The following is a 15,806-nucleotide window of genomic DNA, read 5'->3' as shown; positions in this document are numbered from 1 at the left end:
GTTACAATATATATTTTCAATGTTTCCTATTGTGTTTTATTATAAATGATGTATAATTTAAAAGATACGTCATAATCAAGCATAAATTCGTATTTTACAACATATTCAATAATGGAGGTATTATGTTTTCTATTTTAGATACCAATACGTCACAAAACCATTATTTTGGAATGTCTTCTGGGATATTAAACCAGCTTCCATTTAACGAAATAATTAAAAGCATACCTGAGCAGCATCATCTGGATGGCCCTTTTAATCTATACTTTTCAACTCATCATCCTGATTCATCGGAGACTGCACTCATCATTATGCAATCATCCCCCATACAAAATATGTATGTAACACTGAATGCAAAAGAAATGGACATACAATCTCGTATGTCCACATTACACCGTCACGACTTTTACGAATTAATGTTTGTAATAGACGGTGATATTTACCAGAATATAGAAAATCTTCGACATTACTATCCTCAAGGCAGCTGCTGTCTTATGAATAAAAATGTCTTTCATCAAGAAGAATACGGCGGTTATCATCGAATTGCCTTTTTACAATTCTCTGAAGAATACCTGTTACAGTTGATGGAAGCCCCTCGATATTTCACTAAAAAAGAAAATATCAAATCCAATCTATTCAATGATTTTCTTAATATCAATCATAAAAAGAATTATTTTTCAGATAAGAATTATATAGATTTTATTCCATTGGAAACACCCATGTGGATTGATCAGAACATTCATGACCGATTTGAAAAAATATTATGGGAAATCCAGTCACCTTCTATGGGATCTACCTTTCGCATAAATGCAATGATGCTCGAGCTTATCAGCTTGCTTTTTGATAATAAACATTATCACAATACGCCCTTACACTTTACCTCTAGTGCCGAGCAGGAGCTTTTTGATTCTATTACCAGATTTCTTGTGCAGCATAATGGTCGTGTGAGCCGCAAAGAATTAGAGACACATTTCCACTATTCTGGAGATTATATATATAAGATTACTCAAAAATTCACCGGGCTTTCGCTATTTGATTATGGTATGAAATTCTGCATGCAGAAAGCGTGCGATTTACTCATCACAACCGCCATGCCGATTGCAGATATTTGCCAGCAGCTTAGTTTTAGTAATCAAACCTATTTCTTCAAGAAATTCAAGGAATACCATGGGATGAGTCCGGCAAAGTATAGGAAGTTGAACCGATTGCAAAATTAATTACATTGATCGAATAAAGTAAAGACCATGGAAGAAAATCTCCATGGCTCTTACTTTATTGTATAAACTTTCGTATCACTTCATATCGTTTCTCAAAAACTCTTTTTACAAGAGGACTCTTTAAATCTGCATCAAATCCATGATAAGAGCCTGAGATTACATTTAAATCTACGTCTACTCCGGCATTTTTTAACTTATTGGCATAAGCAATTGCCTCATCCCGTAAAGTATCAAATTGCTGTGGTTCTATATAAGCAGGCGGCAAATCATGTAACTCATTTTTCATAGGAATGGTATAGGTTTCCTTTTCAACACCACGGCTTAAATAAATACGCCACATTTGCTCATTGGAATTTTTACTCCATGCAGCATCTTTATACTTCTCCATCGATTCATATTTTCCTCTTTCATTGTCACATACCGGATAAATAAGCATCTGACCACATAACGGATAATGATTTCTGTCACGATTTAACAGCGCAATACCGGCAGCAAGACAACCACCAGCACTGTCCCCATACAGGAATACACGATTTTTGTCTACTTTAAGTTTCTCTGCATTTTCGAATATAAACTTCAGCATGGCATAACAATCCTCCAATGTCGTGTCACATGGGCTGTCAAGGGCCAGACGGTATTCAGGCAAAAAAACTTTTACGCCTGTATTCTCTGCATACAGGGAGCTATTATTCATCATAGCTTTCTGAATAGGAAACATAAATCCTCCTCCATGATAATAAATCATAGCAGGATACAGCGACTCTTCTTTTTTCGGGGTAAACTCGTAAAAAGTAATACTTTTTTGATCAAAAGATTGACAGGTATCTTTTCTGACTTTTGCTATTTTGCTCTTATATGATGAGACCTGCTTACTGAAAAAACCGGCAACTTTTGCCAGACTGCCGTCTCTTACTTTTTCTTCCAGATTTATATTGCTAAAACTTATGGTTTTTCTCAATTCTTTACTATAAGGATATTTCGACTTCATATCTATATTCTCCACTTCCTACATCATGAACAGTACCATCCGGCAATTCGATAGTTGCAACTGTATTACATGGAACTACCGTGTGCAATGAAAAAATATTTTTCTTCTCAGATTTTGTTATATTCCATTCACAGACTACTGTACCCTGCTCCGTTCTGTAACTTCTACTGCTGGAACTAATCTTTCCATCTAGCTTCGGTGCAATACGAAAGTGTTTAAAACCGGCACCCTTTGTATCAATACCTCCTACTGTACGGAAGATCCAGTCTGCAACAGCACCAAATGCATAGTGATTAAAGCTTAAGTTACCGGGATTTCCGTCATCATCATAGCCATTGCAGTTTTCCCATATCGTTGTACCGCCCGCATCTACCTCGTATAACCAGGAAGGCTTTTTTGACTGCCACAGCAGCGTATAAGCGAGATCTATTCGTCCGATTTTGCATAGTGCATCAAGCAGATACGGTGTGGTCAGAAATCCTGTATCCATACACATATCGTTATTCTCAATAGACTTTACAAGATTTCCAGCAAAAGTCTCTTTATGTTCTTCCGGAACCAGATTGAAATAAATTGGGAGTACATATGCTCCCATCAGATTCGAAGGCATAGAACCATCTTCTTTTATAACACCTTTTTGAATGGCTTCCTTCATGTGGTCCGCAATATCCTGATATTTTTTCATGTCAGACAAATATAAAATGTTGTCATCGGTCTCTTCAGAAAGAATTTCAGCAATCTTCGCAAAGGTATGAACCGAATTCCATCCAAAAATCGGAGCAGTGTAGCAGGAACTCATACTCATAATATTTTTCAGGTTTTTCATATCCAGACCATTTTTGCTCTGACTTGGAATCAACCATTCTCCATAGTGATAACCGGTATCCCAGAGATATTTCTCAATATCATCAGGAATGGTACTGTCTTTGGGTTTATTGGATGCTGCCTGAAGAATTATGTAGTCACACCAGCGTCTCATACAGTAATACTGTTGTCTCAGGATATCTGTATTTCCTGTAATCTCATACATAGAATACGGAACAATCACAGCAGCATCCCCCCAGCCGGAAGAAGTTCCTGAACCTTTTACCCCGTACATCATACTCATCAGTTTGCCCATGGAAGGATAATTTCCATCCTGCGGAACTACCATGGGAATAATCCCATACTCATCCTGATCACATTCCATATTGTACAGCCAACGAGTAAAGAAAGCGGTGCAGTCTTCGTTCAGAAGAGCTGTTCTGGAATAAACAAGCATATCTCCTGTCCATCCTGCTTTTTCCCGCTGTGGGCAGTCTGTCGGCACAGAAAGCATATTAGCGCATTGAGACCATCTGATATTTTCGTAGAGACGATTCAGACGTTCATCTGATGTCTTAAAAGTACCGAGATTTTCCTTTTTTGTTGATACGACACATGCCGTAAACTCTTCTGCTTTCGGCTCAATTCCGGTAACACGCACATAGCGGAAACCATGGTATGTAAAATGAGGTTCATAAGTGGCTGAAGTTCCATCACAGACATAAACCTCCTTCTGGTCAACGCCTTTTCCCACGCCGCCGGCTCCCTGAATATTGTTAAAGAAATTTCCCTGCTTGTCCAGTATCTCACAATGTTCTAAGGTAATCTGTGTTCCCTTTGGAGCATTTACCTTCATACGGACAAATCCTGCAATATTCTGTCCAAAATCCAGAATCCATTCTCCTTTCGGACTTTTCGTCAGCCGGGAAACAGGAAGTTCATTCACGATCATGACGGGCTCTCCAATCTGAGAAATCAGACTCTCATATCCATAATTTGCTTCCATGCAGGAAATCCATCCGGAATCCATAAAGTCTGCACAATTCCAGTTTTTTATCTGCTTATTCGCATCATAATATTCTCCTGCATACAAATCTGCAGACAGAACGGGACCGTTGGAACATTTCACATCCTCATCAGAGATAATCATATCCATTGAACCATCCGGGTAAGTAATTTCCAACTGAAAGAGTACTGCATGTGCATAGTCCATTTTTTTCATATTGGGCAATGACTGAGGACATAAATACCATCCATCCCCCACATGCATGCCAATGGCATTCGACCCTTCTGTCAATTGCTCTGTCACATCATAAGTCTGGTAGCACAGATATTTCTCATAAACGGTATGTTCCGGAGCCAGAATACGGGAATCTGCCCGGCTTCCATTCAGATATAATTCATAAGCACCATGACAGGTAGCATACAGACGGGCTTTCACAGGTTTATCTTTCAGTGCAAATTGTTTACGGAAAAGAGTGGCAGGCTGTTGTTTCCCAAATCCTGGCTTTCCTTTTTTTCTTTTTCCAGGAGCCTTCACCCATTTTGCAGACCAGTCACTTTCTGATAAGAAACCTGTCTCAAAAGAAGATGTGGCAGTCGCAGTATTTCCGTGATTATCCAAAACATGCACAGTCCATAGATACCTCATTTTACTCTGTAATTTTGCTCCTTTATACGGAATATAGGCATTGCGACTGCTTTCAACAACCCCCGAGTCATATATGCAGTTCCCCACAGAATCCTTTATTGTGAGCTGATAAGACTCCTGCATGGTATTCGGAATATCACTTTCCATCATCCAGGAAAAATATGGCACAACATCGATAGCGAGAGGTTTTTCCATGTGAAGCACTTTCAGATTTTTAACTAACATTTTAGCATCCTCCTTTTATTATTTGCTTCATTATAGTATAATTTATACATTGATTTTAGATATTTTATTGCTGTATAACTATTGAAAATTGCTGTTTTAAAGGAGGAGCATATATGTTTGAACATATTTATTTCTTTACTCATCAGACAGATGGAGAAAATCAGGATGTGCTGAAAGATGAAGCTTATCAGAAAATGGTGAAAATGCACCATCTTCCTTCGGCAAAAGACACATCATTCTGTATTGATGGAAAATCCCGTTATCTTCTGCAGCATCCACTGTCCCTGGAAAAGCAAAAATACTTAATGTATCTACAGGCTTTTTCTTATATGGACACTGGAGCTTCTTACTATACGAAACGCAGTAATTACCCATCCATTCTGCTACTGTATACCTATGAGGGAATAGGGGAACTGATTTACAGGGGACAGCGTTATACATTGCGAAAAGGAGACGGTTTTGTCATCGACTGCAGAGAAGCACAATTCTACAAAACCATGGGCAATCACTGGTGCCATTCTGATCTGCACTTTTGGGGAGGTCAATCTGCGCTTTTTTACAACGAAAATTTTGCAAATAAACCACCTGTATTTCACTGCACACAGCAAAAATCTTTTCAAACACAATTAGAGAAGATTCTGAGAATGCAAAACGAACCGGTGATCAATCGTGATTTTTATATTTCTTTTGAATTGGAGAAAATGCTCTTTTATATTTTAGAATGCCTGAAAGAATTTCATAATACTGAAGAAATACCTGATACGATCAGTCTTCTTCAAAATTACCTGGAACATCATTTTGCGCAGGATATTACGTTAGAAGCCATGGCAGGTTTTACAGGAATCAGTAAATATCATTTATGCAGGCAATTCAAGAAATATACAGGCTTTTCTCCCAGAGAATATCTCATACATCTGCGGTTGCTTCAGGCACAGATGTTATTGCAGTCTACGGAAATTCCCTGTTATAAAATCGGGATTATGGTGGGATTTACAAATGAAGCAAATTTTATTCAGCATTTTAAAAAAGCATTTGATATGACCCCCGGAGAATACCGGAATACGATAAAAAATTGAATAGAGCTTATAAAATCACATCCCCCCTCATTTCACATATTGCCTGTGAACCAGTATCCCTCTATCTCTGCACTCTTCCACTTCCATCACTGTTCATAAGTGCCAGTACTTCTTTTTCCGTCGTATAATTGATATCCCCAGGCATCGTATGTTTAATCGCAGATGCTGCAATGGCAAATTCCAGTGCATCCGAAATACTCATTTTAGAAAGATATCCATGTAGAAATCCTGCTGCGAAGGAATCACCTCCACCTACGCGGTCAACAATATGAAGTGGATACGAACTTCCTGTATAGAGTCCTTCTTCGCTGCATACTGCTGCTGATAATGTATTATCAGAAGCACTGATACTTTTTCTCAATGTTGTGATCAGGCACTTCAACTGATATTTTTCCAACACTTTTTTCATATTTTCTTCATTTACACAGATACTATAATCTCCGTCAATCAGATCCACTCCCAGAACTGAATATCCGAGACATTTTGCTGCATCTCTTGCATTTCCAAAACAGATGTCTACATACTTCATCATTTCTGCAAGAGATTTCTGCTTTCCTTCAATATCTTCTGTCCAAAGTCTCGCTCTGTAATTCAAATCAAAAGATGTCGTAACTCCATACTTTTTTGCTTTTTTCAAAGCTTCTAGTGTAAGTAACGATGTATCCTTACTAAGGACCGGGGTGATTCCTGATACATGAAATAAATCTGCATTTTTAAATACGCTTTCAAAATTAAATTCTTCTGCCTTTGCCTCTGTAATCGCAGAATCCTGTCTGTCATATATGACGCTTGACGGACGGACAGATGCTCCGTTTTCAAGAAAATAAATTCCCAGACGCTTTCCTCCTCGAGCAATCTGTGAGCAATCTACGCCGACTTTCTGCAGCTGTCCAATTGCAGCATCACCAAGCGGATGATCTGGAAGTTTGGAAAGAAATACAGCCTGATGGCCAAATTGCGCAAGTGATGCTGCGACATTTGCCTCTGCACCTCCATAACAGACATCAAATAACTGTGCCTGTCCAAATCTCTGATTTCCGGGAGGAGAAAGTCTCAACATGATTTCTCCAAGTGTAACAACCTTTGCCATGATTTCTCCTCCTATTTTAATTTCTTCCTTGCCTCTGAAACAAGTACTACTGCTTCACGAACCAGTTTTTCAATTTCATCATATTTCCCTTCACGGATCAACTCCTTTTTCACCATCCAGCTTCCGCCACATGCAAGAATTGCCGGACACTCTAAATAACTACTTACATTCTTTGGATTGATCCCTCCTGTCGGCATGAATCTTATATTAGAATACGGAGCTGAAATTGCTTTAATATAATTCAGTCCACCTGCCGGTTCTGCCGGGAAAAATTTCACAACACTAAGCCCAAACTCCATAGCCACTTCTACATCACTTGGTGTAGAACATCCGGGAATGATTGGAATTCCTCGTTTTACACAATAATCTACGACTGTAGGATTTAAGCCCGGGCTGACAATGAATTTTGCTCCCGCTTCAACTGCTCTGTTTACCTGATCTGTTGTAAGTACAGTTCCGGCACCAACAAGCATCTGAGGATATTTTTCCGACATCACACGGATAGCCTCTTCTGCTGCTTCTGTTCTGAATGTAACTTCGGCACATGGAATTCCACCATCACACAAAGCTTTCGCAAGCGGAGCAGCATCTTCTGCCTGATCCAGAACAACAACCGGTATAATTCCTATTTCTTTAATTTTTAAATAAATATTCTCCATCTTCTATAATCTCCTCTATCTATATACAACAGCCGGCAGAATTACTTATCCTGCCGGCTTCATTTATAAATTAAAATTGGAAATACATTTCTGCATTATCATGGCAGACTCTCTTAATCATCTGTTTCAGATATTCCATATCTTTTGGATATTCACCATTTTCTACCCATGAACCGATCTTGTTGCATAGAATTCTCCGAAAGTATTCATGTCTTGGAAATGACAAAAAGCTTCTGGAATCGGTAAGCATTCCTATAAAATTTGCAATCATTCCGGTATCTGCCAGCGCATCCATCTGATATTCCATACCACGCTTATGATCGCAGAACCACCAGGCTGTTCCAAGCTGTACTTTTCCACGGATTCCATCGGAATTGCTTTGATAATTTCCTGCCATAGCGGCAAGCATCGGTCCATCTTTCGGATTCAGATAATACAGAATTGTTCTCGGAAGACTATCTGTAACATCCATAGAATCTAGCAGCCCTGCAAGTTGCGGTGCATAGTTGAAATCATTCAGGCTGTCACACCCGATATCTGCACCCAGTTTTTCATATAATCTAGTAGAAGTATTCCGTAGCGCACCAATATGAAGCTGCATTACAAGAGAGCGCTCTGCATACATCTGACCAAGATTCTTTAAAACAAAACCTCGAAATGCAGCTGCTTCATTGTTTGTGATTGGAGTATTGCCTAATGCCTTCGTATAAATGTATGCTACTCCCTCAAGTGTCGTATCCGGACGATAGAAATCCTTTTCCAGACTATGATCCGTTACATGACATCCTTTTTCCACGAAATAATCCAGTCTTTTCTCAAGGGCCTCAAACAGTCCGTGCAATGTTGTAATATCAGTTTTTGCAACTTCCCCAAGATGTGTAATATAGTTTGAAAATCCTGGATTTTCAATATCCAGTACAGAGCCCGGGCGAAATGTCGGGAGCACTTTAAATCCAAGTGTCTCGTCCTGTGCCAAAAGCTTATGATATTTCAGATCATCCGCCGGATCATCTGTTGTGCAAAGCACTTCTACATTCTGCATCCGAAGAAGATTTCTAACGGAATGATCCGGTCTTTGCAACTGTTCTTTTCCAATCTGCCAGATTTTCTCTGCTGTAGCCGGTGAAAGTGTTTCATCAATATTAAAATATCTTTTCATTTCCAAATGTGTCCAGTGATATAGTGGATTTCCTATACTGTTCTGCACAGTCTCTGCCCATGAAAGAAACTTTTCATAAGGATCTCCATCTCCCGTAACTAATTTTTCTGGTACACCATTGGCACGCATCCCTCGCCATTTATAATGATCTCCACCGAGCCATACCTGTGTCAGATTCTCGTAACACTGGTCTTCATAGATTTCTTTTGGACTCAGATGGTTATGAAAATCAATGATTGGCATAGTCTCTGCTGCATTGTGATAAAGCTCCTTTGCTGTCTCATTCGTCAGTAAGAAGTCGTCATGAATAAATGATTTCATTAAAGAGCCTCCATTTATTTTTCCCATACATATTTTTTCAAAGTTTCTCTGACTGCACCATTTCCCTGTAGCATCTCTTTGAAATAACCACATACCTTTTCTGCAAGCCCTACTTCGTAAAGGTCCACACCAAAGATCTTCTTGTCCTTCAAAATCGGACGGATTATTTCTTCTATCTCAGCAGTTTCACCAAGCTGTATCTTAGAAAATACCGGGCTCAGGCTCTGCAACATCGGATCCGGACTAAGTTCGAATGCATTTCCATTATCATCCACAGCAAGCAGATAGCGAAGCCATCCTGCAAACACAAGTGGAATCAGCTTCAAGTCTGAAGTTTTCAACTCTTCTGATTTTTCATATGCTTTGATTGTCTCACCAAAACGGATGGAAAGTTTTTGTGAAGTATCTGTCGCAATTCGCTGTGGTGTATCCGGCATAAATGGATTTGGAATTCGGATTTTTAAAACTGTATCAATAAAATCCTTTGGGTTAATAATCTTAGGATCTGTCACAACCGGAAGCCCTTCTTTGTATCCGATTACTTCAACCAGTTGTCTAAGATCTTCATCTTTCATCTCATCGGCAATAAGCTGGAAATCCAGCAGACATCCAAATACTGCAAGAGCAGTGTGAAGTGGATTTAAGCAGGTACATACTTTCATACGCTCAACTTTATCTACTGTCTCACGATCTGTAAAAATCAGTCCGCCCTTTTCAAGTGCAGGTCTTCCATTCGGAAATGCATCTTCAATTACGAGATACTCACATTCTTCTGCATTCACGAACGGTGCAACATAAGTGTTTTTTGAAGTGATAATCGGGGCCACTTCTTCCACACCATCGTTCTGAAGTACTTCTTCCACAGAGGCATTTGGACGTGGTGTGATCTTATCAATCATAGACCATGGAAAAGATACTTCCTTTGGATTGGAAACATATTCCACAAATTCCTGTGAAACAGACTTGTTAGAAGCCCATCCCCTTGCAAATGTGAGGATGGCAGTACTCAGCTTGTCTCCATTATGAGAACAGTTGTCAGTACTTACAAATGCGATTGGTTTTCTTCCGTTTTCAAAACGTGTATAGAGAAGAGACGCTACTTTTCCCATGTAGCTGCATGGTTTTTCCGGTCCATTCTCAATATCTTTCTTTACATCCGGAACAACCTCTCCATGTCTGTCAGTCACACTGTAACCTTTTTCTGTAATAGTAAATGTTGCCATCTGAAGGGAATCGGAAGCAAAGATTTCTTTTAGTCTTCCAAAAGCGTTTTCATTTTCACTGTCTAGTGCAAGAGACTCAACGACACTTCCCGTTACACTCTTTTCCATTGTTCCATCTGCTTTTAAAGTTACAAGGATAGAATAATCGTCATGCGGATGGTTCATCTTCTCAATAATCTCATAATCATATCCTTCTGCCACAATAAGTCCGCGCTCAAGCGCACCTGCATCCAACAAGTTCTGGACTACGTTTGCATGGAATGCGCGGAAAATATTTCCTGCACCAAAATGTATCCAGAACGGATTTTTCTTTGTAGCATCTGCAACCTTTTCACGATTGTATTTAGGAAGCTGATAACCTTTCTCTTCCCATAAAGCATGATCTTTAAGACCTTCCTTATACAGCTTCATGCCTTTTCTCCTCCTTTGTGATTGCTTCCCACAACCCATTAAGATAAGTTGCCCCGAGTGCACGGTCATATAGACCATATCCTGGCATTGCCTTTTCTCCCCAGATCATTCTTCCGTGATCCGGGCGGATCGGTCCGTCAAATCCGATATCATAGAGTGCTTTCATGATCTCAAACATATCGAAGGAGCCATCTGATGAGAGATGTGCAGCTTCTTCAAAATTCGTCGGTGTATGGAACTTCAGATTACGCACATGTGCAAAGTGAATTCTTCCCTTTAAGGAACGAATCATATCCGGAAGATTATTTTCACGATTTGTTCCATAAGAACCTGAACAGAATGTAACACCATTGTGCGGATTGTCAACCATATGCATCATGCGAAGAATATTTTCCTTGTTAATAATGATACGAGGCAGTCCGAACACACTCCATGCAGGATCATCTGGATGGATTGCCATGTAAATATCATATTTATTACATACAGGCATGATACGCTCAAGAAAATACTTCAGATTTTCAAAGAGCTTTTCATCGTCAATATCTTTATACATTGCAAACAGTTCTTTGATATGTTCCATACGCTCTGGCTCCCAGCCCGGCATCACTGTGCCATTCATATCGGAAGCAATCGAGCCAAACATGTCTTCTGGATTCAGTGCATCAACAGCTTCCTGTGTATAAGCGAGAACTGTTGATCCATCCGGTCGCTTACGGGCAAGCTCTGTTCTCGTCCAGTCAAAAACAGGCATGAAATTATAACATACCAGATGGATATCCTCCTTTCCAAGATTCTCCAGTGTCTCAATGTAGTTGTCAATATATTTATCTCTGTCTGCACTTCCTGTCTTGATTGCATCATGTACATTCACACTCTCAATACCTGAAATATGGAGTCCTGCCGCTTCTACTTCATCTTTCAATGCACGAATACGTTCCCTGCTCCATACCTCTCCCGGATCTGTGTCATACAATGTTGTGATAACTCCTGTCACTCCCGGTATCTGACGAATCTGCTCCAATGTAACAGTATCAAATTTTGATCCATACCATCTAAGGGTCATTTCCATAACTCTGATCATCCTTTCTATAATGCCTGCGGATTTCTCGCGGTCGCATCTGTTAGTTTTCTTTCTTAATTCCCTGCAAAATGCGGTTCACCTGTTTAATGCTTTCATCGTCTGCACCCGATTGCTTGAGCAGACTTATGAGTGTCATGCGTCCCATCATTCTCTGCAGTCCCGGATTGTCTTTTACTGCATCTGCCACATCTCCGCGGTCAGAAGCTCCTTTTGCCATCATTTCATCAATGATTGCACCTGCTTTTGGATTTGCTTTAATCTCTGCTAATTTATCATTGATTGAAAAACATTCCGGATCTAACTCATCTGCATCAAACCAGTTCGTAACCGGACTACGTTTTATAAAAATGTAATCTTGGTTTTCTTCTTCCACTTTTTTCACTGTAATGCTGTCTGTACAAGAATCTGCAATTGCAGTAATCTTATGCTCACCTGAGATTGGCACATTGAATTTGAAAATTGTTTTTCCTGTCTGTGTCTCAAATTCTTTTCCATCTACAACCAATGTTATTTTGGACTGGTTGGAATATACTTTCACTTCCGTTACATCTTCTGTACGGTCTACATAGCGTTTTCCACATAAATGTACGAATGGTTCTTTCTTATTCCATGCTGCTTTATACAGATAAAATGCATCTTTTTTTGTCTTGCGGTCAATTGTCACAAGACCTTTCTGGTTTTCTCCATGTTTGCCGCCTTCATCTCTTCCATCTGCTGCAAAATCAAATAGATTCCATACATGTGTTGCCCATAACCACGGACGTTTTTCAATCATCTGAAGGATGTGTTCATGGTATACTGCCTGATAGCTTTCTGTATAATCGCCTTTCTCCGGTACCGCTGCCTGATACTGTGGATTCGCATCTGCACCATATTCAGAAAATCCAATCACTCTGTCCGGATATTTTTCGTGATATTCATCAAAGAATTCATCGTTCTGCTCCAATTCTCCAAGATACCATCCGAAATACAAGTTATAACTATTGATATCCGGAATCTCCAGAATCGGGGAATCCGTCTCGAGCATAAATACATTTGCCATTGTAGTAAGACGCGTGCTGTCCAGTCTGTGACACAGATTATTCAATAATCTGTGGTTTTCCAAAAGGTCATCATCTACCGCACTGGCAGCTGTGATTTCATTGGAAAGTCCCCAACAGATAATGGATGGATGATTGTAATTCTGTACCACCAGTTCTTCCATCTGGGAAAGTGTATTTGCACGTCCATTTTTCATGTGCATTGTAATATACGGTATCTCTGCCCATACAATCAGTCCATTTTCATCGCACAGATCATAAAATTCTTGTGCGTGCTGGTAATGCGCCAAACGAAGTGTTGTGGCTCCGATTTCTTTTATGATTTCCATATCCTTTTTGTGATGTTCAATCGTAAGTGCATTTCCAACCCCTTTGAAATCCTGATGTCTGGAAACACCACGAAGCAGATAAGGATGTCCATTTAAAAAGAAACCTTTCTGTGGATCTATATAATATTTGCGACATCCAAAACGAGTGCTAACGATGTCTCCATTTTCCATAAATGCTTTTGCGGTATAGAGATATGGATCATCCACTCCATCCCAGAGATGTACATTTTCAATCACAAATTCTGCCTTTGCACGTCCATCTTCTAACGAAGCATTTATTTTCTCCTGATTTACTTCAAAGGTAACCATATCTGCGTCACCACATACCCAGGCCTCAACTGTCACAACAGCTTTCTTTTCTTCCAAATTAACAACCGGTGTTACTTTGATCCCCTGTGAACCGCAGTAAGCAAGCTCAAAATGTGTTTCCGGAACAATGATTAAATTTACATCACGGTAGAGTCCACCATAAAATGTAAAGTCTGCTGTCTGAGGATATACTGTCGTATTGTTCGAGTTATCAACAGAAACAACCAGTGTATTCTCTTCTTCCAGTCTTTCTGTGATTTCTACACGAAACGTAGAATATCCGCCTTCATGACGGGATATTTTTTCTCCATTCAGATAAATTTCTGCTGTCATTGCAGCTCCACAAAATTCGAGATAGGCTTTATCTGTTTCATTCTTTTCCGGTTTTGCAAATTTTTTAACATACCAGCAGGTTCCACGATGATAATCATTTCCGCCATCCTGTCCGTCAACCGCATTCCAGGTATGTGGGAGAGCAATGCTCTCCCCTTCTCCCTTTGCTGCTTCCACTTCGTCAGCCGCATTTTTTATAAATTTCCAATTATCATTAAATGATACGATATTTCTCATATTTTCTAATTCCCTTCTGTCTTTGCCGCATTCTTTTTATTTTCAATACGCTTCTGTACAGCAATCATTTCTTCTTTGCCGAGCTTACAGAACTTCATAGCGATTAGTGTACAAATCCATCCTAAGATTGGAAGTCCAAATGTGATGAACATTGTCAGCCATAAAATCTGCGGTGTACAGGTTTCTCCCGGCTGTGGCATTGTCTCCGTATAACCAATCACAGCAACTGCCCCCGCTGCAATCAATGCGCTGACAGAAGAAATAATTTTGTCCAGGAAACTATAAACACCTGTGACAACTGCTGGAATATAACGACCGCTGCGGTCAAGCTCATAGTCGATGATATCTGACATAAACGATGTATTTGCTGTTGAAACACACATCATTGCGCCATTTTTACAGAATGTAAGTAAAACATAAACAATCGTCATGGCGCCCATCTGTGCAATCTTACTTGGGTCGATTGCTACAAAGAACAGAAACATCACAACAGATACACCAACGCTGATTTTTGTCCATGTAACGATTGTTCTCTGGCTTCCAACCTTTCCGGCATACTTTGCGCCTACTGCTGCAAAGATGATAGATGGAACCATTCCTATTACTGTAAGAATAGAAGAAAGTCCCATATTGCCAATTATAATACCGTAGAGCATTGTTGTGATAACTGCCTGTGTTGCTGTCTGCTGTGCCAGCTTATCAGAAGCTGCGGATACAATATAGCACTGAAGTGGACGATTATCCTTCAATACTTCAATCATATCTTTTACTTTCAGTGGTTCTTTCTTTTCCTGAAGACCAACAAAATTTTCTGGTTTGTCATATTCTGAAACTGCGATGCATACAAGAATTACTCCGATTCCTGCAATTACAAGACAAAGCTTACATGCTGCTGCCAGAAATTCAAGATTATATGTTCCACCGAATTTTGGAAGTAGAACTGCATTTAATACAATACTTAAAATCATCGGTGTCATATAGTTCACAATTGTTGTCCATACACCTACTGTCGGGCGCTGCTTCGGATCGTTTGTAAGAAGCGGCGGGATTGTCTGTGCTGTCATATTTGCCAATGTGTAACCAATAACATAAAATACATACAGAATGACAAATACTGCAACTCCAAATCCTTTTCCTGCTGTCCAGTCATACATTGCCAGAAGTGCAATTGCCTCAATAATAAAACCACTGATTAACAGAATACGGATTTTTCCGTATTTCGTATTTACTCTGTCATATACAAATGCCAGCATCGGATCTGTAATCGCATCCAGGATACGTGTACTTGTCAGTATTACTCCGACTGCTACTGTAGCAATTCCGAATCCAACGCTTGCTGCATAGCTTGCCATACCGATTAACTGGTAGATTCCCATTCCTACCAGACCATTGCAGGCATACAAAAGAATCTGCCATAATTTTGCGCGTCTATACTGAACGCCATCGATCTCACTCTGTGTTCGTTTTTTTGTTTTCGCCATAATTTTTCTCTCCCTTGTCCTCCATACATCTATTCGTTCTTTGATGTGTTTTCTTCATGATGTTACTATAGAATAATTTTGTATATTATGCTGTTCACAAATTCACAAAGATGTTCTGTAATTCATGCATATTTCATAATAGTATGAATTTCAAAACATTTTACCAAAAAATTGA

At 39.6% G+C, this 15,806-nt stretch carries 11 protein-coding genes; 2 read left to right on the top strand and 9 right to left on the bottom strand.

Translation table 11 applies throughout. The features are described 5' to 3' along the window. Positions 1-122 precede the first annotated feature (122 nt). Positions 123-1,214, top strand: coding sequence for a helix-turn-helix transcriptional regulator (locus D8Q48_RS11760; RefSeq protein ID WP_121056593.1), 1,092 nt, complete (start codon positions 123-125; stop codon positions 1,212-1,214). Between the two features lie 55 nt (positions 1,215-1,269). Here D8Q48_RS11760 and D8Q48_RS11755 read toward each other — a convergent pair whose 3' ends face one another. Next, complete coding sequence (locus tag D8Q48_RS11755; RefSeq protein WP_118688728.1) at positions 1,270-2,202, bottom strand: alpha/beta hydrolase; 933 nt, start codon at positions 2,200-2,202, stop codon at positions 1,270-1,272. Beyond that, entirely contained in the window at positions 2,180-4,882 is a 2,703-nt protein-coding gene (locus tag D8Q48_RS11750; protein ID WP_121056591.1) for an alpha-L-rhamnosidase, read from the bottom strand. The genes D8Q48_RS11755 and D8Q48_RS11750 overlap by 23 nt, the downstream gene beginning before the upstream one ends. Positions 4,883-4,995: 113 nt before the next feature. Between D8Q48_RS11750 and D8Q48_RS11745 the strand changes: the two genes are divergently transcribed. Then, entirely contained in the window at positions 4,996-5,958 is a 963-nt protein-coding gene (locus D8Q48_RS11745; RefSeq protein WP_121056589.1) for an AraC family transcriptional regulator, read from the top strand. 61 nt (positions 5,959-6,019) lie between these two features. Here D8Q48_RS11745 and D8Q48_RS11740 read toward each other — a convergent pair whose 3' ends face one another. The 7 genes from D8Q48_RS11740 to D8Q48_RS11710 form a co-directional block, all read right to left on the bottom strand. Beyond that, positions 6,020-7,048, bottom strand: a complete 1,029-nt coding sequence (locus tag D8Q48_RS11740; protein ID WP_121056587.1) for a sugar kinase — start codon at positions 7,046-7,048, stop codon at positions 6,020-6,022. 11 nt (positions 7,049-7,059) lie between these two features. Then, on the bottom strand, positions 7,060-7,707 hold the full coding sequence (locus D8Q48_RS11735) for a bifunctional 4-hydroxy-2-oxoglutarate aldolase/2-dehydro-3-deoxy-phosphogluconate aldolase (RefSeq protein WP_121056585.1): 648 nt from the start codon (positions 7,705-7,707) through the stop codon (positions 7,060-7,062). 70 nt (positions 7,708-7,777) lie between these two features. Then, on the bottom strand, positions 7,778-9,187 hold the full coding sequence (uxaC, locus tag D8Q48_RS11730; protein WP_117991501.1) for a glucuronate isomerase: 1,410 nt from the start codon (positions 9,185-9,187) through the stop codon (positions 7,778-7,780). Between the two features lie 14 nt (positions 9,188-9,201). After that, positions 9,202-10,821, bottom strand: a complete 1,620-nt coding sequence (locus tag D8Q48_RS11725) for a mannitol dehydrogenase family protein (protein WP_118688733.1) — start codon at positions 10,819-10,821, stop codon at positions 9,202-9,204. Continuing rightward, positions 10,808-11,890: a mannonate dehydratase gene (uxuA, locus tag D8Q48_RS11720; RefSeq protein WP_117991506.1), complete on the bottom strand. Its 1,083-nt coding sequence runs from the start codon at positions 11,888-11,890 to the stop codon at positions 10,808-10,810. Before uxuA ends, D8Q48_RS11725 begins: the two co-directional genes overlap by 14 nt. A 52-nt stretch (positions 11,891-11,942) precedes the next feature. Then, positions 11,943-14,150 carry a glycoside hydrolase family 2 TIM barrel-domain containing protein gene (locus D8Q48_RS11715; protein WP_117991510.1) on the bottom strand — a complete coding sequence of 736 codons (2,208 nt, stop codon included), beginning with the start codon at positions 14,148-14,150 and terminating at the stop codon, positions 11,943-11,945. A gap of 5 nt (positions 14,151-14,155) precedes the next feature. After that, complete coding sequence (locus D8Q48_RS11710) at positions 14,156-15,631, bottom strand: MFS transporter (RefSeq protein WP_117991513.1); 1,476 nt, start codon at positions 15,629-15,631, stop codon at positions 14,156-14,158. Positions 15,632-15,806: the final 175 nt, after the last annotated feature.

This window comes from Ruminococcus sp. B05 (assembly GCF_003628495.1).
GTDB lineage: Bacteria > Bacillota > Clostridia > Lachnospirales > Lachnospiraceae > Schaedlerella > Schaedlerella hominis.
This window is presented reverse-complemented; position numbering and strand designations above follow the sequence as displayed.

Excerpts from the sequence above, each read along its gene's own strand:
- uxuA (WP_117991506.1), bottom strand. The coding sequence starts at position 11,890 with ATGGAAATGACCCTTAGATGGTATGGATCAAAATTTGATACTGTTACA.
- D8Q48_RS11750 (WP_121056591.1), bottom strand. The coding sequence starts at position 4,882 with ATGTTAGTTAAAAATCTGAAAGTGCTTCACATGGAAAAACCTCTCGCT.
- uxaC (WP_117991501.1), bottom strand. The coding sequence starts at position 9,187 with ATGAAATCATTTATTCATGACGACTTCTTACTGACGAATGAGACAGCA.
- D8Q48_RS11710 (WP_117991513.1), bottom strand. The coding sequence starts at position 15,631 with ATGGCGAAAACAAAAAAACGAACACAGAGTGAGATCGATGGCGTTCAG.
- D8Q48_RS11745 (WP_121056589.1), top strand. The coding sequence starts at position 4,996 with ATGTTTGAACATATTTATTTCTTTACTCATCAGACAGATGGAGAAAAT.
- D8Q48_RS11735 (WP_121056585.1), bottom strand. The coding sequence starts at position 7,707 with ATGGAGAATATTTATTTAAAAATTAAAGAAATAGGAATTATACCGGTT.
- D8Q48_RS11740 (WP_121056587.1), bottom strand. The coding sequence starts at position 7,048 with ATGGCAAAGGTTGTTACACTTGGAGAAATCATGTTGAGACTTTCTCCT.
- D8Q48_RS11725 (WP_118688733.1), bottom strand. The coding sequence starts at position 10,821 with ATGAAGCTGTATAAGGAAGGTCTTAAAGATCATGCTTTATGGGAAGAG.
- D8Q48_RS11755 (WP_118688728.1), bottom strand. The coding sequence starts at position 2,202 with ATGAAGTCGAAATATCCTTATAGTAAAGAATTGAGAAAAACCATAAGT.
- D8Q48_RS11760 (WP_121056593.1), top strand. The coding sequence starts at position 123 with ATGTTTTCTATTTTAGATACCAATACGTCACAAAACCATTATTTTGGA.
- D8Q48_RS11715 (WP_117991510.1), bottom strand. The coding sequence starts at position 14,150 with ATGAGAAATATCGTATCATTTAATGATAATTGGAAATTTATAAAAAAT.